Raw genomic sequence first — 20,390 nt, forward strand, 5'->3', positions numbered from 1 at the left:
GGCCGGTTCACCACCGCCACCGTGGCGGACCCGGCCGTCCGGCTCCGCGCGCGGTCGCCCGGACGAGTCCCGGCCGGGGCCGGATCCCGCCTTTCTATCTCCAATCCGTGTTGTTCCTAGAATGGCCGGGTGAAGGACATCGACGCGATCGCGGCGTTGCAGGATCCGGTGCGGCGCCGTCTGTACGAGTACGTGGCGGCGCAGGGCCGTGAGGTCGGCCGCAACGAGGCCGCCGAGGCGGTCGGGGTGGCGCGCACGCTCGCTGCGCACCACCTGGACAGGCTGGTGGAAGCCGGGCTGCTGGAGAGCGGCAGCCGCCGCCTGACGGGCCGCTCGGGGCCGGGGGCGGGCCGCCCGGCCAAGGTGTACACGCGGGCGCGGACCGAGCGGGCGGTGTCGCTGCCCGCCCGCGACTACCGCACCGCCGCCGAACTGCTCGCCGAGGTCGCCGAGCGGGCCGGACTGGACGCCGAGCTCTATGCGGCCGCGCGCCGCCGGGGCGAGGCTCTGCGCGGCTCGGCGGCGCCCTGCGGCGGCCTCGAAGAGGCCGTGGAGATGCTGGCCGCCCGTGGCTACGAACCGCGCCTGGAAGGTGCCGAGGAGGCCGAGGGCGTCGGGGACGATGGGAGCGCCGGGGCGGCGGCATGCGTCGTCCGTATGCGCAACTGCCCCTTTCACGCTGTCTCCGAGCGTTTCCCGCCGCTGGTCTGCGGCATGAATCTCGCGCTGCTGGAGGGGCTGCTCGGTGCGGACGGTCCCGTCCGCGCTCGCATGGACGCCCGTCCGGGGGAGTGCTGCGTGGTGGTCGAGGACTCTAAAAACAATTCTCGTTGACATAGAGAAGCGGGTCGTGCTGGGATGAGGCCATGACCGCGCCCGCGCATGCCGCCCACCTCGCCCAGCTCAACGTCGCCACGCTCCGCCATCCCCTCGACGACCCGTGCATGGCGCCGTTCGTCGAGATGCTCGACCCGGTCAACGCCGCCGCCGACGACGCGCCCGGCTTCGTGTGGCGGCTGGTGGAAGACGGGGCGGCCGACGCCACCGGCCTGCGCCCGGCCGGCGAGGACGTCATCGTCAACCTGACGGTGTGGGAGACCCAGGAGGCCCTGTGGGACTTCACCTACCGCAGCGGACACCTGGAGGTGATGCGGCGGCGCCGCGAATGGTTCGAGCGGCACGTCGAGGCGCACCTGGTGCTGTGGTGGATCCCCGCCGGCCACCTCCCGACCGTCGGCGAGGCCCTGGAGCGGCTGGCGGACCTGCGGGCGCACGGGCCGTCCCCGCGCGCGTTCACCTTCGCCTCCTCCTACACCGCGGCCGAGGCGATGCGGCATCTCCGGGCCCCGTGCTCCGGACAGGATGAACAGGCCGCCCGGAGCACGGGGTTGACGCCAACCGGGGACGCGACGGCGGTGTAGGGCGGGGACGGTCGGTCCAGCCCCGCTCCCGGCGTCCGCACCATGGGTGGGGCGAGGGGACGACGCCCTGGCCGTCCCCTCGCCCCGCGCCGCCCGGTGGACGCTGCCCGAGAACCACCTCCTCGACCCCTCCGTCGCCCATCTGCTCACCGCGTGCCACGAGCCCCCGGACGGGTGCCGGACCGGCGACCTCCCTCGACACGTCCGCCCGCCGTGCGGCCGGCCGTACCGGCACCGGTCAGTCGAAGCCGGCCTCGTCGAACGAGCAGCCCCCGCGTTCCCCGGGGAGCAGGGAGAGCCGGGACACGAGCCGGGGAGCCCGCCGGAGGTACTGCCGGTAGCCGGACGCGCGGAACCTCAGGTCGAAAGCGTGCCCCTGGACGTGCCACAGCGGCAGGTCCCGGTGTTCGTCGTCCGGCTCCAGCCGGTGGAGGGCGTCGATCCGCAGGTCCGGTACCTCACCCTTGAACCCGAGGTCCCCCTCCAGGTCCCAGACGCCTTCGAAGACGAGCGTCGCCGGGGAGATCCAGAAGCTGAAGTACTTCTCGTCCGGAGCGGGATGGACCCACCGGACGATGTAGTCGAGGTCGAGCAGCAGGCGCGGCAGGACGTCGTCGGTCTCCTGCACGTACAGGCCGTGGACGGTGTTGTCGTGCCACCCCATCTCCTCGAAGTCGGCGTCGCTCCACACACTCCTCGAAAGCCCCGACTCCGGGTGCGCCCCTTTGCTCACGCCCCTGATCCAACCAGACCCGGACGGGTGCCGGCGCACGGCCGCCGGGATGATCGCGGCGGCGGATCAAAGGAGTTGTCCGCCGATCACCGGGCCTGGACAATCCGACCGGTCGACGGTGGGGAGGGACGGATGGCCGACGTGTTCGCGTGTTCCCGGTGCGGCACCGTGCTGACCGCCCCCGTGTCGAAGGTCGCGCTCCCCGTCCACGCCCACCACGGGTACGGGCACGAACTGCTTCCCCCGCTGATGGAACCGGGAACGTACGCGATCGACCCGGAGCCCTCCGGGCCGCCGTGGCGGCCGTGGAGCGAGATCGCGCCGGAGGAGGCGGAAGCCCGCGGGGTGTTCGCGCCGGTCCACGCCCTGTCCTTCGGAGCGCCGGGAGCGATCGTCGTAGCGCCGGGCGACGTCCGCGGCACCGTCGTGATCCCGGAGCGGTGCGACGGCTACTGCACGGGTCTGGACGGGCGGGACGGCCCGAACCTGGCGTGCGCGCGGTGCGGGCGGCCGGTGGCGACCCGCATCGACGACTGCTCGCTCTGGCAGGCGGTGTGGCTCGTCCCGGACGCCGTACGCCGCCTCCCCACCGGCGGTCCCGCTCCCCGGACGGCCGACTGGGAGGCGCTGGCGGAGGAGTACGAGGGCACACCGCCCATCGAGCCGCCGGGGAGGTGGAGCCCGCTGTGGGAGGCGGCGGTCGGGGAGGCGCTGGCCCACCTGCTCGCCGCCTCGGGGGGCGCGCCCGTGGCCGTTCCCGGCGGCCTCGCCGCGGACACGTTCGGCCGCGCGCTCGACGCGCTGCTCCCGCCCGGGCCGGCGGCCCGCGGAGCGGTCCTGGCCGGACCCGGTCTGCCCGCCTCCGGCCCGGCCGCCGACATCGTCCTGGTTCCGCGGCATCCGCGGACGGGGGAGGCGTGGCGACCGCCGGGCGGCACGGGGAGTCCCCCGGCCGTGCCGCTAGCCGCCTACGTGTGGGTGCACCTGGCCTTCCAGCACGAACGGTCGTTGCTTCCCGTGACCGGCCGGCTGCCCGACGGAGTCCTCCGCGACGATCCGCTGCCGATGCACCCGTGGGGGCCGTTCCGGCCCGACTCGGGGGTGTTCCTCGCCACGCTGGCACGGCTGCCCGCCGTCCGCCGGCCGTGGCTGCGCAGGATCCACGACCGCGTGACGAGCCACCCGTACACTCACCCGTTCTGAGGGCTGTCGCAGCGGCCGCGAGCGGAGCCGACGGCGGGGAAGCGGGAGGAGAACCCGGCGGGGGCGTCGAACGACCCGCGCGGTGACGTGCCGCGGGCGCTTCGACTGCCGAAGGCCGCGAGGCCGGCCCGGGAAAGTCGCCCGCGGGCCCCGCGGCATCCTCCCCGTCCCCCGAACTCGTAACACGGTCTTGCGAGTCGTCGTCGGCGAGGTGCGAGCTTCCCCCACAGCCGCGGGACCGCCGGACCTACCATGGCGGCATGGCCCTCGACCTGTACGCAGGCATCCCCGTCAGCGACTACGCGGTGGCGCTGGCCTGGTACGAACGACTGCTGGGTTCCCCGCCGACCTACATCGCGAGCGACACGGAGGCCGTGTGGGAACTCGCGGAACACCGGTCGGTGTTCATCGAACACCGGCCCGAGCACAGCGGTCACGCCATGCACACCGTCTTCGTCGACGACTTCGACGCCCGCGTCGCCCGGATCGCCGATCGGGGACTGGAGCCCACCAAGCGCGAGACCTACCCGAACGGCGTGCGCAAAGCCGTCTACCGCGACCCGGACGGAAACGAGATCGGGTTCGGCGGGGCCCCGCTCTGACCGCGACCGGCTTGCGCGGTGGCCCGCGGTCGCCCGGTCCAAGTCCGCCATGAGCCCACCGGGCACTCGCGCGCGGGCCGCCTTCAGGCGTCCCCGGCGGACGAGGGAGCAGGCGAGGGAGACGAGGGCGTCGTGCGGGTCGGGGCGGCTCTCCCGGCGGAACGGCCAGGCGCTCGGAGTGGTGCGGCAGCGAGAGGGTCTGCCCGGCGACGTGGTGGGGCTCGCCCAGGCCCTGGACGGTCGGGGCACCCCTGCGGGAGAGCACCGGCACGGCGCCGCGCCGGACTCGCGGTACGACGGCCCCCGCACCCGCAACGCCTGGGACGCGTCCTCCCCGGGAAACACGGAAGGCAAGGAGAGCGCTCTCCTTGCCACTCTCAACTTATAGCGCACCGGGGGGCTTGCCACAAGGCCCCCGTCAGGGCGGAGAATCGGCGGCCGATGCCCGACAACCTGCGGAAACGAGGGCGCGAGGTGTGCGTGCGGTGGTCGACGTGTGGGGAAGCGGCGGTGCGGTGGTCCCGGGAGGCGGCGCGATGAACGAGCAGTACGTGGTGGATCTCGAAGAGGCCGCCGGGGCCCGGGTCGCGGTCGTCGGCGGCAAGGCGGCGCACCTGGGCGAGCTGTCACGGATCGAGGGGATCCGGGTGCCGGCCGGCTTCTGCGTGACGACGGACGCCTTCCGGCGGGTCGTGGCGCACGTGCCGTCGATCGACGAGCAGCTCGACGAGCTGGCGCGGGTCGACCCGGACGACCGGGAGACGATCCGCACGCTCGGCGCGCGGCTCCGCCGTGCCGTCGAGGGAGCCGCCGTCCCGGGCGACGTCGCGGAGGCGATCACCTCCGCCCTCGCCCGGTTCGGCGAGCGGGCCGCCTGCGCCGTCCGCTCCAGCGCGACGGCGGAGGACCTGCCGACGGCCTCCTTCGCCGGCCAGCAGGACACCTACCTGAACGTCGTGGGGCCGGCGGCGGTCCTGGAGCACGTGAGCCGGTGCTGGGCCTCGCTGTTCACCGAACGGGCCGTCGCCTACCGGCTCAGGAAAGGCATCGACCACCGCACCGTCCGCATGGCCGTGGTCGTGCAGCGGATGGTCTTCCCGGAGGCGTCCGGCATCCTGTTCACGGCCGACCCCGTCACGGGCCACCGGAAGACCGCCACCGTGGACGCCGGGTTCGGCCTCGGCGAGGCCCTGGTCTCCGGACTGGTGAACCCGGACGTCTTCACGGTGCGGGACGGCGAGATCGTCGACAAGAAGATCGCCGTCAAGCAGCGCGCCGTCCACGCCCTGCCGGCCGGCGGCACGCGGGACGTCGCCGTCGACGCGCGGCGGCAGGAACAGCCGGCGCTGACGGACGCCCAGGTCGTGCGGCTCGTACGGCTCGGGCGGCGGATCGAAGCGCACTTCGGCCGCCCCCAGGACATCGAATGGTGCCTGGACGGCGACGACTTCCACATCGTGCAGAGCCGGCCCATCACCACGCTGTTCCCCGTCCCCGAGGCCGACGACCAGGAGAACCGCGTCTACGTCTCCGTCGGACACCAGCAGATGATGACCGACGCCATGAAGCCCCTCGGCCTCTCACTGTGGCGGATGACGGCCATGGTCCCGATGCAGGAGGCCGGCGGGCGGCTGTTCGTGGACGTCACCCCGCGCCTGGCCGCACCCGCGAGCCGCGCCGCCCTCCTGGACATGATGGGGCGGAGCGACCCGCTGATCGCGGACGCGCTGCGGACGCTCCTCGACCGCGGCGACTTCGTCCCGTCGCTCCCCGACACGGGACCCGGCGGGCCACCGGCCGGCGGCGCCCCCGCCCCGATCGACACCGATCCGGCCCTCGTCACCGAACTGGTCGAGCGCAGCGAGGCGTCCGTCGCCGCGCTGGAGCGCGACATCCGCACGAAGACCGGACCGGAGCTGTTCGACTTCCTGCTGGAGGCCTTCGAGGACCACAAACGCGTCCTCGGCGATCCGCTGAGCATGCAGGTGATCACGGCGGGCATGGAGGCCACCTGGTGGCTCAACGACCGCTTGCGGGACTGGCTGGGGGAGAAGAACGCGGCCGACACGCTCACGCTGTCCGCCCCCGGCAACGTCACCTCACAGATGGGACTGGCGCTGATGGACGTCGCGGACGCCGTCCGCCCGCATCCGGAGGCGGTGGCGTTCCTGCAGGGCGTCGAGGACGACGACTTCCTCGACGACCTGGCGAAACTCCCGGGCGGACCCGAAGCGCGCGACGCCATCGAGGCCTACCTCGACCGCTACGGGATGCGCTGCGTCGGCGAGATCGACATCACGCGACCGCGCTGGCGGGAACAGCCCGCCGCCCTCGTGCCCGCGATCCTCGACAACGTCCGGAACTTCCCGCCGGGCGCCGCCGCACGGCGTTTCGAGGAGGGCCGGCGGAAGGCGCTGCGGAAGGAACAGGACGTACTGTCCCGCCTGCGGGCCCTGCCGGACGGGGAGCGGAAGGCCGACGAGACCAAGCGGATGATCGACCGGGTGCGCACCTTCATCGGATACCGGGAGTACCCGAAGTACGGCATCGTCAGCCGCTACTTCGTCTACAAGCGGGCCCTGCTCGCCGAGGCCGAACGGCTCGTGCGGGCCGGCGTGCTCGCCGAGCAGGAGGACGCCTTCTACCTCACCTTCCAAGAACTGCACGAGGCCGCGCGCTCGCACCGGGCGGACGCCGAGCTGATCCGGCGGCGCAAGGACGCGTTCCGTGCGCACCAGGCGCTGACCCCGCCCCGGGTGCTCACCTCGGACGGTGAGGCCGTCAACGGGGCGTACCGGCGCGACGACGCACCGGCCGGCGCCCTGCCGGGCCTGCCGGTCTCCGCCGGGACCGTCGAAGGGCGGGCCCGCGTGGTCCTGGACATGGCGCGGGCCGATCTCCAAGAGGGCGACATCCTGGTCACGGCCTACACGGACCCGAGCTGGTCGCCGCTGTTCGTCGGGATCGCGGGCCTGGTGACGGAGGTGGGCGGCCTGATGACCCATGGCGCGGTCATCGCCCGGGAGTACGGCCTGCCGGCGGTCGTGGGCGTGGAACAGGCCACCCGCCTGATCCAGGACGGCCGGCGGATCCGCGTCCACGGCGCCGACGGCTACATCGAGCTGCTCCCCTGACCGGCGGCGCCCCTCCGCGGTGCCGGCTGCCGGCGACGAGGTCAGCCGGCGAACCGGCCGGAACTCCGCGCGTCCACCGTGCCCCGCACGAATCGCCGAAGGTGCGCACGCACGGCGTCGGGCCGCTCCAGCCAGGGTTCGTGCCCAGCACCCTCGATCCGCGTCAGCGGAAGACCGAGCCGGAGCGCGAGTGATTCGAGAACTGCCATGGGGCGGGGATCGCCGGCCCCGCCGAGCAGCTCCGTTCGCGTCGGCAGGCACGCGCGCAACTCGGCGAGATGCTCGTCGAGGGGGTCTGCCCGCCCGTCCTTGCCGAGTTCACCGTTCATGGCCCAGTTGACGGGGCGCCGCCGCCGGGCGCTCTGCGCGGCCCAGTGCCACCCGCGTTCGGGATCGGCGTGGTCGGTGAACCACGCCAGCGTGAGCAGCTCGACCTCCTGCTCCTCTGTGCGGTCCGGTAACTCCTCCAATTCGCGCAGCCGCTCCTGCTGTGCCGCGGACATGCGGCGATCGCGCTCCGCCCGGTACCCGGTGCGCCAGTCACCGATGAACGGCCCGCACATCAGCAGCACCGCGGCGACTCGGTCAGGGTGCGTCAGGCAGAACCGGCTCGCCAGGTCGGCGCCGTAGGAGTGCCCGATCAGTACGGCCTTGGACACGTCCCATGCGTCGAGCAGCTCGGCGAGATCGTCGACGTGCCGGGTGAGGGAATGGCACCCCTGCCACGGGGACCGGCCCGTGCCACGCTGGTCGTACCGGTACACGGGCGCGAGGTCCGCGACCATGGCAGCGACATCGCCCAGGTAGTCCGGCAGACCCGGGCCGCCGTGGAGCATGACCACGGGCGGCTGCCGATTCCCGTCCCCCAGTGCTGTCCAGTGCAACCGGGCCTCGTCCGTCATCGACACAAGGCCCTGCGTCTCCATCGAGGTCACCGCAGACAACCTACCGGTCCCACCGAGGGCTTTCACGGGTTCGGCTGCTTCGTGTAGTTGTAGACGGTGGCCCGGGAGACGCCGAGTCGGTCGGCGATGAGTTGTGCGGAGTTCCGGGTCGCGAAGAAGCCCTCGCTGTGCAGCCGACGTACCAGTTCGCGTTTCTGGTCACGGTTGAGGCCACGCGGGGTGCTGGAGCGCTGCGCCGCGAAGGAGTCGATGGCCGAGCGGAGTTCGCGTTCGCCGCGGCCGCGCGGCGTCCCCAGCGTCTCACCCTGGTGCTCGACGTCCGTGGCGACGAGGTTGGCCAGGGTCAGGGCCAGCGGGGACAGCGTGCTGACGTCCAGGTTCAGGCACAGGGCCGCGATGTAACGTCCCTGGGCGTTCCTGATGCCGATCGAGGTGCTCTTGGCCGGGCGTCCGTCGGGGAACCGGTTGCTGTAGTTCTGGATGACACTGGGGTGGTCGGGGTCGGCGATGCGGCGCAGGCCCAGTTCGGTGGCGGGGTCGCCGACCTGCCGTCCGGACAGGTTGTTCTCGATGACGCGGACGGCGTTGTCGGGCCGGCGCAGATCGTGCAGGACGACCTCGCACAGCCCCGGGAACATGCGCCCGACGGCGACAGCGATGCGCTCGGCTTCCCGTACGAGGTGCTCGTCTTCCGGCGCGAGGTGCTCGTCTTCCGGTACGGCGGGCTGATCGGCGGGTTCCCCGTTCGGTCGGCCGGTGGAGTGGGTCATCGCGCGCTGCCCGGTTCCTGGGCGCCGTCACCGTGCCCGGCGAACACCGCGGCCATCTTCTCGGCGGACTTCAGTCCCGCACCGGTGAGCACGACCACGGTCGTCTCGTCCGGAGCGATCTCTCCGGTCGCGATGAAGTGATCGAGGGTTGCCGCGGCGACGCTGCTGGTCGGCTCGGCGTACAGGCCGCGCGCGCTCAGGGCGCGGACCGCGGCGTGGATCTCCGACTCGGGGACGGCGTAGGCGGCGCCGTCGGAGCGGCGGATGGCCTCCACCGCCTCGGGCAGCCGGACCGGGTGGGCGATGGACGCGCCCTCGGCGATCGTCGGCATCCGCTCGCCGCGGCCGGCCGGGCCGATGCCGTTGAACGTGTCGGCGATGGTCGCCCAGTGCTCGGGCTGCCCGACGAACAGGCGCGGGCGCCTGTCGATCTGGCCGGCGCCGAGCAGTTCGCCGAACGCGAGGTCGCATCCGATGACGTTGCTGCCGGCCCCGGCCACGAGGACGACGTTGTCGGGCGCGGTGAAACCGAGGGATTCCCACATTTCGTAGGCGATGGTCTTGGTGCCCTGGATGAACATGGGGTGCCAGTTGTGGCTGGCGTAGGGGATCCGCTCCGACTGCCGGATCGCCTCGTCCGAGACCTCGTCGCGGGTGCCGCCCACGAGCTCGATCTCGGCTCCGTGGGCGCGGACCTGGAGGATCTTGGCCGCCGAGGTGGCGGCGGGAACGATGATCTTGGCGCGGACACCGGCAGCGGCGGCGTAGGCGGCCACCGCGGAACCGCCGTTGCCCGAACTGTCCTCCAGTACGCGGTCGGCGCCGTGCGCCACGAGGTGGGACATCATCACCGATACGCCCCGGTCCTTGAAGCTGGAGGTCGGGTTGAACCACTCCAGCTTGAAGTGGACGCGCCGGCCGGCCCAGTCGACCGGGACCATCGGCGTACACCCTTCGCCCAGGCTCACCCGGCGGGCGGCCGGAACGGGCAGGACCGCGTGGTAGCGCCACAGGGACCGTTCGGCGGTGTCGATCTGCTCGGGACGCAGGCCCGGCAGCGCACTGACGGCGAGGGGACTGCCGTCCTCGCCCCGCCAGCGGGGGTCGTCCAGGGAGTAGCGCTTTCCGGACCGGTCGTACAGGTGGGGGGTGGCGACGGCTGAGTGCTGTTCGGCGGCCATGGGCGGCTCCGGCTTCCGCTCGCTCGACGTGCTGCCGTGTCGCTGGGTCTCGCGGCCCGGCGGGCACCCTGCCGTCCCACCTTAGATGTCTTGTCCAGATGTGAACAATGGGTCTAAGTATTCCTCGGTGCGCCGCACCGCGCACGACCGGGAGCCGGCCGGGCCCGCGAGGCCCGGCAGGGCGATCCAGGCCGGGACGGTGAGCAGCTCCGACCGCGCCGGCTGCGGGCCTCCCGTTGGGCACCGGCCACCGGCACCGGCTCGGCCGGCGGCGTCGATGCGCAGCCCGAGGACTCGAAGCGGATCGCCGGAGCCGTCGCCGTCGGCGAGTCGCCACGATCATCGACTCCCGGTCCGTGGAAGCAGCCTCCACCGTCGCCCTGACAGGCCGCCCTCCGCGACCGCACCGGCCGCCCACGGCACTCGACGAACCCGCGGACCGGAAACGCCCTCTCATCCCCGTGTCCTCGACGACCGTGCGGACGGTGCCGCCGTCACCGGCCCGCAACGCCCGGATGGAGACGAACGATGCGGTGACGGTGTTCTCGGGCATGACGGGGATCCGTCGGCAGCGCCGGCAGCCCCGGTCGTCAACAGCCTGGGCAATAAAACTCAATCGGAGTAACCGATCAACTGTCTTGCTGATAATTCACCGTGACCACGCCCATGCCGATCAGCTCCTGCGTCGTTGTGACGGGTGAACCGGCCGACACGGCCGGAACAGCGGACAGGAGGGAACCAAGTGCAGATGAGCGGTGTGCGGGGTATTGCGGTGATCGCTTCGGTGGTGGGGATGATGCTGGTGGCGCCCGTGGGGACGGCGGCGGCGCATGCCGGTGACAGCGACGCGGGGCCGGGTGGCGTGCTGTCCAACCTGTCCGGCAGGAACTCCTCCGGCCACGCCAACCTCTGCGGGACGGGCAAGGTGGCGCTTTTCAAGGACCGTACCTGCGTGACCGAGGACACCGGTAAGGGCAGCGGCGGCGATCAGGCGGGCCCCAGTGGCGGGATCCTGTCCAACCTGCTGTTCGCCCGTAATGCCTCGGGCCACAGCAACAACTGCGGCAACGAGACGGTCTCGGTGATGAGCCGGACCACGTGCGTCACCGTGGACAGGTCCGGTCACTGACCGGACCTGTCCCGGCGGGGCCGGGGAACCGCGGCGTCGTCCATCGCCCCGGTCCCCGGCCCTTTCCCGGCGAACGGTGAGGGAACGGGGAGCACAGAGGGGGGCCTCCTCGGCGCGACCGGCGACCGGCGCGGTGGCGCCGTTGGCGGGGCGCCGGGCGAGCCGCTGTCGTACGTCCCGAAGACACCGGCACCGCGGCTGGAGCACGTTCGCGGCGCCGGTGTCACGTCGTTCCGGGGGGAAGGCCTGGGCGGCGGTGACGAGGGCGACGTGGTGGTGCCGGCCGCGCCGGGCGCGGCCTTCGAAGTGGGCCGGGCCCGGGCCCGTGTTCGGGCTCGCGGCAGCCGTGCCCGACGCGGCGGCGCGTCCTCGCCCACCGCACCAGGCCGGCTCACGGCGTGCCGGACACCAGTCCGACCCGGTAGGCGAGGACGACGGCCTGGACGCGGTCGCGCAGGCCGAGCTTCGCCAGGATGCGCGACACATAGGTCTTGACGGTCTCGGGCGTGATGAACATCGCCGCGGCGATCTCCGCGTTCGACAGCCCCTCGGCGATCAGCCGGAGCACCTCCAGCTCGCGGGGGGCCAGCGCACGCACGACGGCCTGCCTGGCCGGCAGGGAGGTGTCGGCCGGCCGCAGATGCCGGGCGAAGTGGCCGATGAGGTTGCGGGTGACGGCGGGCGCCAGCAGGGCCTCGCCCCGGGCGACGGTCCGGATGCCGCCCACCAGCTCCGCCGGAGGCGCGTCCTTGAGGAGGAAGCCGCTCGCTCCGGCGCGCAACGCCTCGTAGACATAGGCGTCGACGTTGAACGTGGTGACGACCAGTACCTTCGGCGCGCCCTCCGTATCGGGACCGGCCAGTTGCCGCGTCGCCTGGATGCCGTCGAGCAGGGGCATCCGGATGTCCATCACGACCACGTCGGGACGCAGCCGCCGCGCGGCCCGAACCGCCTCGTGGCCGTTCTCGGCCTCCCCGACGACCTCCATGTCGGGCTGCGCGGAGAAGATGGTGACGTAGCCGGTCCGCACCAGCGCCTGGTCGTCGCAGACGAGCACACGGGTCGGTGGCGGCGCATCGCTCACGGGATCACTCCTGAAGGGGCCTGGACGGAATCGTGGCGCGGACCTCGAACCCGCCCTCGGGCCGGGGACCGGCCTCCAGTTCACCATCGAGCGTCCGCACCCGTGCGCGCAGTCCGGCCAGCCCCCGCCCGCCCGCGGGACCCGGTTTCCGCGCAACCGGTGAGGCGACCGGTCCGCCGGTGGTCACCTTGATCTCGATGTGCTCGTCGCCGTGCCGGAGCAGGACCCGTGTCGGCTCCCCGGCCGCGTGCTTCATGGCGTTGGTGAGCGCCTCCTGCACCACCCGGTACGCGGCCAGCTCCACGTCCACGCTCTGCGGCCGCCGCTCACCCCGCTCGCCGAACTCGACCGGCTGACCCGATCTGCGGGCCTGCTCGACCAGGTCCCCCACCCGTCCCAGGGCGGGTGCCCGGCCGGCAGGCGCCAGGTCCGCGGACGCCGACTCGCCGGTCGCCTCCAGGACGCCGAGCAGGTACCGCAGTTCCGTCAGCGCCCGGCGGCCGGTGTCGCTGACGGCCGTCAGTCCCTCGCCGGCGCGTTCCGGCGCGGACGTGAGCAGGAACTGCGCCGCGTCGGCCTGGACCACCATGGCCGTCACGTGGTGGGTGACCACGTCGTGCAGCTCGCGGGCGATCCGCGCCCGCTCGGCGGCCGTGGCCACCTCGGCGGCCAGCCGCCGCCGCTTCGCCTCTTCCGTCCGCCGCGTGCGCACCGTACTCCCCGCCAGCCAGACCGCGGCCAGAGCCAGACCGAACGCGAGGTAGTCCGGTACCGACTGCGGTGAGCCGAGACGGTCCAGGACGACGGCCAGCACGGTGTAGCCCACACCCGCCACGACGGCCAGACCGTGGCGGAAGCGGACCTGATGGGCCCCGGCGGAGTACAGGGCCAGATACAGCCCCACACTCGCGAACGTCGTCGCGAAGCCCAGCGCCTGGTGCACGGCGAACGCGCCCGCGACGACGGCCAGACAGGCCGCGGGCCACCTGCGGCGGACCGCCAGCGGCAGGGTTTGGGCCAGGACCAGCCCGACGCTCAGCACGCTCGCCGGCCGCTCGGGCAGGTCGCCGATCTGCGCACCGAGGTTGGACAGGGTCGGCACGAAGGCCAGCAGGCTGAGCGTCAGGGCGAGGACGCCGTCCTTGACGGAAGCATCCCGCTCCCGCCACCAGCCGAGCGGCGCCTGCGCCAGCGGGAGACCCCGGAACACCTGACGGGACTTCACTTCCGTTTCCTCCGATCGGCCTGTCTCAGCGGCCCGCGCGCCGGCGGGTCCCGACTCCACCGTTCCGGCGGGCGAGGACGAGCATCGGGACGGCGAGGACCACGCCGATGAGGACGGGCACGATCGACGCCTCCAGGCCGAAGCCGCCGCCGGTCAGGAGGGCGGAGCCGTGGACGTCGACGGTGAACAGACCCTCGGGGGTGTGTCCGGAGACCGGGATGCCGAGCAACTGCTCCGTGGTGTTCCAGGCGAAGTGCAGACCCGCGACGAACCAGATGCTACGCCGCCACAAGAACGCGGCTCCGAGCAGGACGCCCGCCTCCAGAGCGATCGCCAGTCCGCTCCACGCGCTCGCCCCCGGGGTGCCCAGGTGGGCGACACCGAAGAACAGCGAGGTGATCACGATGGCGGCCCGGCTGCCCCACAGCTGCTCCAGGGCTTGCAGGGCAAGACCGCGGAACAGCAACTCCTCGGTGACCGCGGCGCCGATCTGCACCACGACCGCGGTCCAGACGACCGGCAGGAAGCCGTCTCCCGCCCAGGAGAACGCGTAGCCTCCGAACGCCGTGATCAGGAGGGCGGAGACGAGGATGAAACCCAGTCCGATCCCGCCGCCCAGCAGCGCCTCCCGGCCGGCCCCGAACCGGGCGATCTCCGGCGTGGCGCGTCGTGCGACACGGCGCATGACCAGCCAGTACACGGCCACCGCGGCGGCCGCGCCCAGCACCGGTACCGGGCCGGGGCCGGTCGCCGTCAGGCCCGAGACCAGGCCGACACCGACCATCCCCGTCAGCATCCAGCCGAGCGGGGAACGCGCGATCCGGCCGGAACGGCCGCCGCGTCCGTCGCGGTCCTTGTCCAGGCCGGAGCCTGCGTCGTGCTGTGTGACGGACGTCGTGCCCATGGCGGCCCCCTGTACTGGCCGCACCCGCGGCGACCTGAGGACCACGCTAGGAATCCGCCGGCGTCCGCGAATCACCCGCGCGCGGACAGCTCCTGTAGCTCTCACGGGGGATGCGCCACTTGCCCCGCCCGCTCGGCCCGTTCCGCTACGGCTCCAACCGGCCGTAGGGGTTCACATGCGTCCGGAACAGTGGGGCGGGGTCCGCCGGTCCGCGCCGGTGAGGCGGGCCCGCCGCTTCTCCCCGGACGGAATGTCCCGGAGCGGTGAGCGCTCGGTTCCTCGACGTCCGTTTGGTTCGCGGTCCAGGTGCCGCACCGGTTCGGGGTGGCTTCGCCGGTGAGGCGGCGGCTCACGAGGTCGATCACCGCGAGGTGGATCACGGTCTCGGAGCGGTGCGGGTGGGACCGGTGGCCGCGGGCCAGGCGGTGGTGGCGCATGAGCCGGCCGACCGCGTGACGAACGGCTGCATGCCGCATCGAGTGCCGGGCGCGGGATCGGCGGCGTTCCGGACGGATGCCGCCCCTACGGTCCCACGTGCAGGTGCGCGGCCCAGAGGGAGGGTGTGCGCGGGAAACGGTCGCGCAGGTCGCGGACGGCTCCGTGCAGGGCGTCGGCGGCGCGGTCCGGATCGAGGACGTTGCCGGGGCCGCGCAACCCCGCGTAGAAGGTTTCGGCGACCCTGGCGGCGAGCGCGTCGTCGATCGCCCACCGCGTGCCCACCACATGCGGGAAGCCCGCGAGGTGAAAGGCGCCCGTCAGGTGGATCGCCTCGTCGATGAGGTCGCTCCGGTCGTTGACGGCGGTCGAGCACGCGGACAGGTACGCGAGGCGCGCCCGGCTGAGTTTGAGGGGGGTGAGGCTTCGTACGGTGAGCAGCCTCTCCGGGTGGTCGTGCAGCAGCAGACCACTGCGTGAGGGGTCCGCCGGGTCGGTGGTCCCGTGGCAGGCGAAGTGCGCTATCGAGCAGCCCGGCAGGAGGTCGAGGACATGGGCGGCGGTCGGCAGCGCATCGGGCCGCGCGGCCGGGTCGGCCGGTTCCACGAGTGTGACGGCGTCGGGCAGGTGCGCGGCCACCGCCGCCGCCTCTTCCTGGGCGTGCCACAGCCGCTCGGTCTCCGGCAGGCCGGGTGTGGTGGGCATGGCCACGATGAGGGAGCCGCCGTTCACGCGGCCGCCGGTGCCCGCGCGTCGTGCGTGCCTCAAGGACCGCACGGTCGGCGCGTACGACGAGACGACCCGGTCCAGAACCGTGTGGCCACGGCCTGCCAGGGGCCCCGTGTGGTGCCCGGCGGCATGCAGCGGCAGCAGACCGAGCAGCCCTCCGGTCACCCACCACACGCGGGGCGGCGAACCGCCCTTCCTCCTCGGCGTGAGCAGGGGGGCGAGAGCGTCCAGTACGGGCTTGGCCGCCGCTGTCCACAGCCACTGCAGGATGTCGTGCAGTGCCTGCTGGGCGGCGACGCGGTCACCGGTGGGTGCCATCGCCCGCGCCAGCTCCCGCTGAAAAGCGCGTACCGCGCCGCTCACGGCGCCGCGTGTGAGGCCGGGCAGCGCGAGCGAGGTGATTCCGTTCTCCGTGAGCAGCAGTGCGTCGCTGCGGTGGGAGCCCACGTTGAACACGACGACCGGCCCGTGGTGGGCTTCGGCCAGCAGTTCCTCCGCGGTGGGCGGCAACGCGAACGACTCGAAGTGGCGGCAGGCCCTGATACGGGACAGCACGTCGTCGAAGCGCCTGGCGAGTTCCACGCGGTCGTAGTGCTCCCGTCCCTCGGCGCGGGATGCCGTGAGCGGTTGGCCCGGTGCCGTGTCGAGGTCGAGAAGGTCGCGCACGGCCCTGAACTCGTCCGCGAGCTTCCGGTGGCGGACTTCGAGATCGGTCAGCTCGCTCCGCGTGTCCAGCGCCCTGCTCAACAGGACGGCACGCCCCGCCTCGAGCAGGCGCAGGGCCCTCATCGCACGTGCGGTCGCGGTGCCGGCCGGGTCGGCCAGAGCGAAGGCCGCGGCGTCGGTGGCCAGTCCGCCCACCCGGGACACGGCATGCTGTGCGTCGTCCCGGCCGAGCTGGCGTGGTGTCATCCGGGGGAGCAGCAGGACGGCGGTTTCCAGCAGATCGGCCGCCTGCCCGGGAGCCCGCGTGCCGGTCAGCCGCGCCGCGAGCCGGGCGGCATCCACCCGCTCGGTGGGCCCGGCCGTCGCGGTGCCCAGGACCTCGGCGTAGGCGGCCAGCGCCCGTCTGCGGTCCCGGTCCCGTCCGGAAAGCCGGAAACGGAGATCCCACACCGGTGCCAGAGCGGCCAGTGCGATGCTCCGGTCGCTGCCCTGTGCGGCCCGCAGCGAGGCGCGCCCGGTGCCGACGGCGTCGTCCAGGAAGGACGGCTCCTGGGTCGTCTCGTGAAGGATGCGCAGCATCTGGGTGAGGTTTCCCAGGGAACCACACCGGCCGGGGTGGTCAGGCGGGAGGTGCTCGACGCCCTCCCGCTGCCTGTCGATGGCGGCCTCCAACTCGCGCCGTTCGCCGGTCACGTCGAAAACCGTCAGATGGGCCGAGGCGAGGTTCATCAGGTACATCCACCGCTTGGAGCGGCCGGCCGCCGCGGCGGCCGCCGCGTCCGCCACCGCCAGGGCCTCCTTCACGTCACCGGTCCTCTTCGTTCGCTCGTGGCGTCGCAGGAGGTGAAGGCCGAGATTGGACAGGAAACCGGGGCGGTCGGGATGGGAGGGGCCCGCGGCGCTGATCGCCTTCCGGGCTGCGTCGACCGCGTGGTCGAGGTCGGCGAGCATCGCGTCACGCCGGTAGCGGCAGGCGTACGCATGGCCGAGATTGGCCAGGATGACCGGCAGCTTGGGATCACCGGTGCGGGCCGTGGCGTACGCCTCCCGCGCTGCCTCGATCGCCTGGTCCAGGTCCGTGGACCTGCCCGTCTGTTCCCAGCGGATGCGCAGGGCCACGGAGAGGTTGGACAGTTTGGCCGCCCTTCTGGAGGGGACGTCGTCGGTGCAGTCGACGGCTCTGCGGTGCATGTCGACCGCGGCGTTCAGGTCCTCGATGCGGCGGAACCGTTCGAAGCGCATCCGCAGGGCTTCCCCCAGGTTGGACAGCCCCGTGCCGTCGGAGTCCCGGGGCGGCATGTTCTTCACCGCCCTCCAGCCCGCCTCCACCGCGGCCAGAAGGTCACCGGCATCACCGGTGAGTCCGTAACGCCAGGTGAGGGCCAGGCAGAGGTTCTCGTTCAGCTCGCCGGCCCACTCACGGGGGAGGCCCTTCTCCCGCAGCACCCCGCGCGCGTGCGAGATGGACATCTCCAGGTCGTCCCGCTCGCCCAGCCGCTCGTACCGGCCGATCAGCGCCGCGGCCAGCACGCTCCGGACCAGGAGGATCCCTTCCGGTTCGCCGCCTTCCTCCAGCGCCGTCCGGCAGGCGTTCACGAGTTCCGTCGGGTCGGTGCCGGGGCGGGTCCAGTACCGGTGGAGGAGGAGCGACACGACCTGCTCCCTCGCCCTGCCGCGCTCCGGGTGTCCTCCGGGGAGGAGTTCGGCGTGCAGACGCCACTGCGCCAGGGCCTCGTCGACATCGCCCCGATGCGTTCCCAGGCGGGCACGCTGGGACAACGCGCCGGCCAACTGGTACCGCGCGACGGCCATGGCCGACGTGCCCTCGGTGCACAGGTCCACGGCGCGCCGGGCGTGGCCCACCGCCTGGTCCAGGTCCGCCGCGCGGCCGCTGACATGGAAGTGCCACAGGTACAGCCCGGCCAGGTTGGTGAGGCACGCGGCCCGGACCGGGTCGGTGGAGGCGGTCGCGAGAACACGGCGCCAGAGGTTGGCCACGGCGGGGAACAACGCCTCCGCACCGGCCACTTCGGCCACCAGCCGGCTCAGAGCGGCTGCCATGGGAATCGCTCGTTCCGCCGAGACGGAAGGGGAGGACGCGGAACGGCCCGGGTCGCCCCACCGCAGCAACGGGGCCAGCAGCTGCTTGGCGACATCCAGGTCCTCGCCGCCCGGCACGCCGGAGGCCGCCCGGGCCCCGTGACGTTGAAGGTGCAGGACGGCCAGTACGACGAGCCTCTCCGGAAAGCCCCCGGTGCTTCCCGCGAACGGCAGCGACCGGGCCAGTGCCGCGGCTTCCTCCGCCGCGGCGGGCTCCAGCAGGAGACCCCTCTCGCCGGTCGCCTCCACGCGGGCCAGTCTCGCCTGCACCGCCGCCAGCGGACACTCCTCGTGCGTGCCCATGCCCCCACCCCCTGGAAGTTTCCAAGAAGCATGCGCGTCACGGACGGATGCGACAAACCCCTCACGCTGTCGGTCAGGGGGCTGCTACCGTTCCCGGCCATGGATGTGGGGGGAGAACACGCCATGGCCTACGCCAGGCACACCGGACAACGGCTGCGGGCAGCAATCGGGTACGTGTGCGGCAACACGCCGTACATCCGGCAGACGCTCCTCGAGGCCGGGAACGCACGGGCGTTGGACGTCGCTCTGGAAGCGATACGGTCCGCGGCCGACCCGGAACCCGCGCTGACGGCTCTGCACGAGGCCCTGCTGGCTGCCGGTGACGCCCGAGGCATCATGCCGACGGCCCGTGGCCTGCGGCCTGCCGGCGCCAACGCGCATCTGCCTCCGCTCGCGGTCTATGTGTGCCCCACTGACCGCTGCAGCCGACACAGCCGCGCGGAACACGACGACCCTCCGCGCTGCACCCTGAGCGGTGAGCCGCTGCGCCTGACACGGCTGTGACATGGACACGTTTCTCCGCCAGCTCGGACAGAAACTTGCCGAGCAGTGGCTGAGCCTGCTCGTCCTTCCGGGGGCGCTCCATCTCGCCGTGGCAGCGACCGCTCGTGTTCTGGGACATCGGCATGCCCTGGATCCCGCGTGGCTCGCCACGCGCATCACCGAGTGGGCCGGGTCGTCCGCGGCGGCCCGCTCCGGAGGGCAGGTACTCCTCCTCGCCGCGGTTCTGGCGGGTGCCGCAGCCGTGGGGCTGGCCGCGCGTGCCCTGGGGGCCGGCCTGGAGGGCGCCGTCCTGGCCGCCGACTGGCGCGCGTGGCCGTTCGCCGCCCGGCACTGGGCGGCCCGCAGGACCAACCGGCGACGTCAGCGGTGGATCCGCCGCGCCCAGCGCTACGAGGCCGCGTGTGACGACGCGGCGGCCCGACTCGCCGCAGGGGATCCTCCCGACCCGGCTCCCCGTATCTCCGCCTATCAGGCGCTGTTGGCGATCGCCCCCGACCTGCCGGACCGGCCGACCTGGACCGGTGACCGCATCCACGCGACCGCCACCCGTCTGCAACGCGAGTACCACCTCGAACTCGCCGTCCTGTGGCCGCACCTGTGGTTCGTCCTGCCCGAACACGCCCGAGGAGAGCTCACAGCCGCCCGGCAGGAACTGAGCAGGGCGACCGTACTCGGGGGATGGGCCCTGCTCTATGCGCCGCTCGCCTGGTGGTGGTGGCCCGCGGCGCCGCTGGCCCTCGGCATCGCGCTGACCGCCCGCCGCCGCACCCGGGCAGCGGCGGACACCTATGCGGAACTCATCGAAGCGCTCGTACGCCTGTACACCGGCGAACTCACCGTCCAGCTCGGCATCGCCGAGGCCGCGGGCCGGCTGACTCCGGCACATGGGGACGCCCTCACCGCGAGTCTCTCCCCGCTGCCCCCCGACACCCGGATTCCGGACGACCGTCACCCCCTGCCGTGACCGCCGGTGACCGAGTCAGGTGCGCAGGCGGACCAGCGGGCCTGCCGGCCATGGGAGGGGCGCTTCCGCGGACAGCAGCCGCCGGGCGGCTTCCAGAGCTCCGTCCCGCACACGGGCAGTGATGGGGAAACGGCGCGCAGGCGCAGGTCGCGTTCGGGGCCCACTGGATCCGGCCCGGGGCGCGGCCCGTGTCCGTAGTGGGTCAGGCGGGCGTGCCCCGGGGCCCACTCGAAGTCTTCGGGTGACCTCGACGGCGGGGACGGTTTTCCGGCCGTCTTCGGGGCCCGTCCGGAGCGGTACATCGTTCGGAGGGACGACGGTCCGGTCCATGAGCATCTTCAGCGTGGTCACCGAACGGGTGATGGTGTCGGCGTCCGCGACGCGCAGGATTCCTGTGC

At 72.9% G+C, this 20,390-nt stretch carries 16 protein-coding genes; 8 read left to right on the top strand and 8 right to left on the bottom strand.

Annotation, left to right across the window (positions count from 1 at the left end):
* Positions 1-129: 129 nt before the first annotated feature.
* Together ABD358_RS07395 and ABD358_RS07400 are read left to right on the top strand one after the other, a co-directional pair.
* The gene (locus tag ABD358_RS07395) at positions 130-834 is read left to right on the top strand and encodes a helix-turn-helix transcriptional regulator (protein WP_344630045.1); all 705 of its coding nucleotides are present in this window, start codon (positions 130-132) and stop codon (positions 832-834) included.
* 32 nt (positions 835-866) lie between these two features.
* Positions 867-1,421 carry a DUF3291 domain-containing protein gene (locus ABD358_RS07400; RefSeq protein WP_344630046.1) on the top strand — a complete coding sequence of 185 codons (555 nt, stop codon included), beginning with the start codon at positions 867-869 and terminating at the stop codon, positions 1,419-1,421.
* Positions 1,422-1,659: 238 nt separating this feature from the next.
* Here the strand turns inward: ABD358_RS07400 and ABD358_RS07405 are convergent, their stop codons facing one another.
* Positions 1,660-2,154, bottom strand: coding sequence for a hypothetical protein (locus tag ABD358_RS07405; RefSeq protein ID WP_344630047.1), 495 nt, complete (start codon positions 2,152-2,154; stop codon positions 1,660-1,662).
* A gap of 132 nt (positions 2,155-2,286) precedes the next feature.
* Between ABD358_RS07405 and ABD358_RS07410 the strand changes: the two genes are divergently transcribed.
* The 3 genes from ABD358_RS07410 (at position 2,287) to rph (ending at position 7,093) form a co-directional block, all read left to right on the top strand.
* Positions 2,287-3,357 carry a hypothetical protein gene (locus tag ABD358_RS07410; RefSeq protein ID WP_344630048.1) on the top strand — a complete coding sequence of 357 codons (1,071 nt, stop codon included), beginning with the start codon at positions 2,287-2,289 and terminating at the stop codon, positions 3,355-3,357.
* Positions 3,358-3,617: 260 nt separating this feature from the next.
* Entirely contained in the window at positions 3,618-3,959 is a 342-nt protein-coding gene (locus ABD358_RS07415) for a VOC family protein (RefSeq protein ID WP_344630049.1), read from the top strand.
* Between the two features lie 536 nt (positions 3,960-4,495).
* The gene (gene rph, locus ABD358_RS07420) at positions 4,496-7,093 is read left to right on the top strand and encodes a rifamycin-inactivating phosphotransferase (RefSeq protein ID WP_344630050.1); all 2,598 of its coding nucleotides are present in this window, start codon (positions 4,496-4,498) and stop codon (positions 7,091-7,093) included.
* Between the two features lie 41 nt (positions 7,094-7,134).
* Here the strand turns inward: rph and ABD358_RS07425 are convergent, their stop codons facing one another.
* From ABD358_RS07425 to ABD358_RS07435, 3 genes are read right to left on the bottom strand one after another with little or no spacing between them, the layout of a single operon-like run.
* Positions 7,135-8,019 (bottom strand): alpha/beta fold hydrolase, encoded by an 885-nt coding sequence (locus ABD358_RS07425; RefSeq protein ID WP_344630116.1) that lies wholly within the window; start codon positions 8,017-8,019, stop codon positions 7,135-7,137.
* 41 nt (positions 8,020-8,060) lie between these two features.
* Positions 8,061-8,768 (bottom strand): helix-turn-helix transcriptional regulator, encoded by a 708-nt coding sequence (locus ABD358_RS07430; protein WP_344630051.1) that lies wholly within the window; start codon positions 8,766-8,768, stop codon positions 8,061-8,063.
* Positions 8,765-9,949, bottom strand: a complete 1,185-nt coding sequence (locus tag ABD358_RS07435) for a threonine synthase (protein ID WP_344630052.1) — start codon at positions 9,947-9,949, stop codon at positions 8,765-8,767. Before ABD358_RS07435 ends, ABD358_RS07430 begins: the two co-directional genes overlap by 4 nt.
* Before the next feature lie 748 nt (positions 9,950-10,697).
* Between ABD358_RS07435 and ABD358_RS07440 the strand changes: the two genes are divergently transcribed.
* Positions 10,698-11,078 carry a hypothetical protein gene (locus ABD358_RS07440; RefSeq protein ID WP_344630117.1) on the top strand — a complete coding sequence of 127 codons (381 nt, stop codon included), beginning with the start codon at positions 10,698-10,700 and terminating at the stop codon, positions 11,076-11,078.
* Positions 11,079-11,469: 391 nt separating this feature from the next.
* On the opposite strand, the gene ABD358_RS07445 is transcribed toward ABD358_RS07440, so the two are convergent.
* The 4 genes from ABD358_RS07445 to ABD358_RS07465 all read right to left on the bottom strand — a co-directional run bounded on the left by ABD358_RS07445 (position 11,470) and on the right by ABD358_RS07465 (position 18,524).
* The gene (locus ABD358_RS07445) at positions 11,470-12,162 is read right to left on the bottom strand and encodes a response regulator (RefSeq protein ID WP_344630053.1); all 693 of its coding nucleotides are present in this window, start codon (positions 12,160-12,162) and stop codon (positions 11,470-11,472) included.
* Between the two features lie 4 nt (positions 12,163-12,166).
* Complete coding sequence (locus ABD358_RS07450; RefSeq protein WP_344630054.1) at positions 12,167-13,387, bottom strand: histidine kinase; 1,221 nt, start codon at positions 13,385-13,387, stop codon at positions 12,167-12,169.
* 25 nt (positions 13,388-13,412) lie between these two features.
* Complete coding sequence (locus ABD358_RS07455; RefSeq protein ID WP_344630055.1) at positions 13,413-14,291, bottom strand: CPBP family intramembrane glutamic endopeptidase; 879 nt, start codon at positions 14,289-14,291, stop codon at positions 13,413-13,415.
* 522 nt (positions 14,292-14,813) lie between these two features.
* Positions 14,814-18,524 (bottom strand): CHAT domain-containing protein, encoded by a 3,711-nt coding sequence (locus tag ABD358_RS07465; RefSeq protein ID WP_344630056.1) that lies wholly within the window; start codon positions 18,522-18,524, stop codon positions 14,814-14,816.
* 123 nt (positions 18,525-18,647) lie between these two features.
* On the opposite strand from ABD358_RS07465, the gene ABD358_RS07470 reads away from it, so the two are divergent.
* Both ABD358_RS07470 and ABD358_RS07475 read left to right on the top strand, forming a co-directional pair.
* The gene (locus ABD358_RS07470) at positions 18,648-19,028 is read left to right on the top strand and encodes a hypothetical protein (RefSeq protein ID WP_344630057.1); all 381 of its coding nucleotides are present in this window, start codon (positions 18,648-18,650) and stop codon (positions 19,026-19,028) included.
* A 1-nt stretch (position 19,029) separates the two neighbouring features.
* On the top strand, positions 19,030-19,992 hold the full coding sequence (locus ABD358_RS07475; RefSeq protein WP_344630058.1) for a hypothetical protein: 963 nt from the start codon (positions 19,030-19,032) through the stop codon (positions 19,990-19,992).
* Positions 19,993-20,390 lie beyond the last annotated feature (398 nt).

The organism is Streptomyces glaucosporus, from assembly GCF_039533345.1.
GTDB classification, from domain to species: domain Bacteria; phylum Actinomycetota; class Actinomycetes; order Streptomycetales; family Streptomycetaceae; genus Streptomyces; species Streptomyces glaucosporus.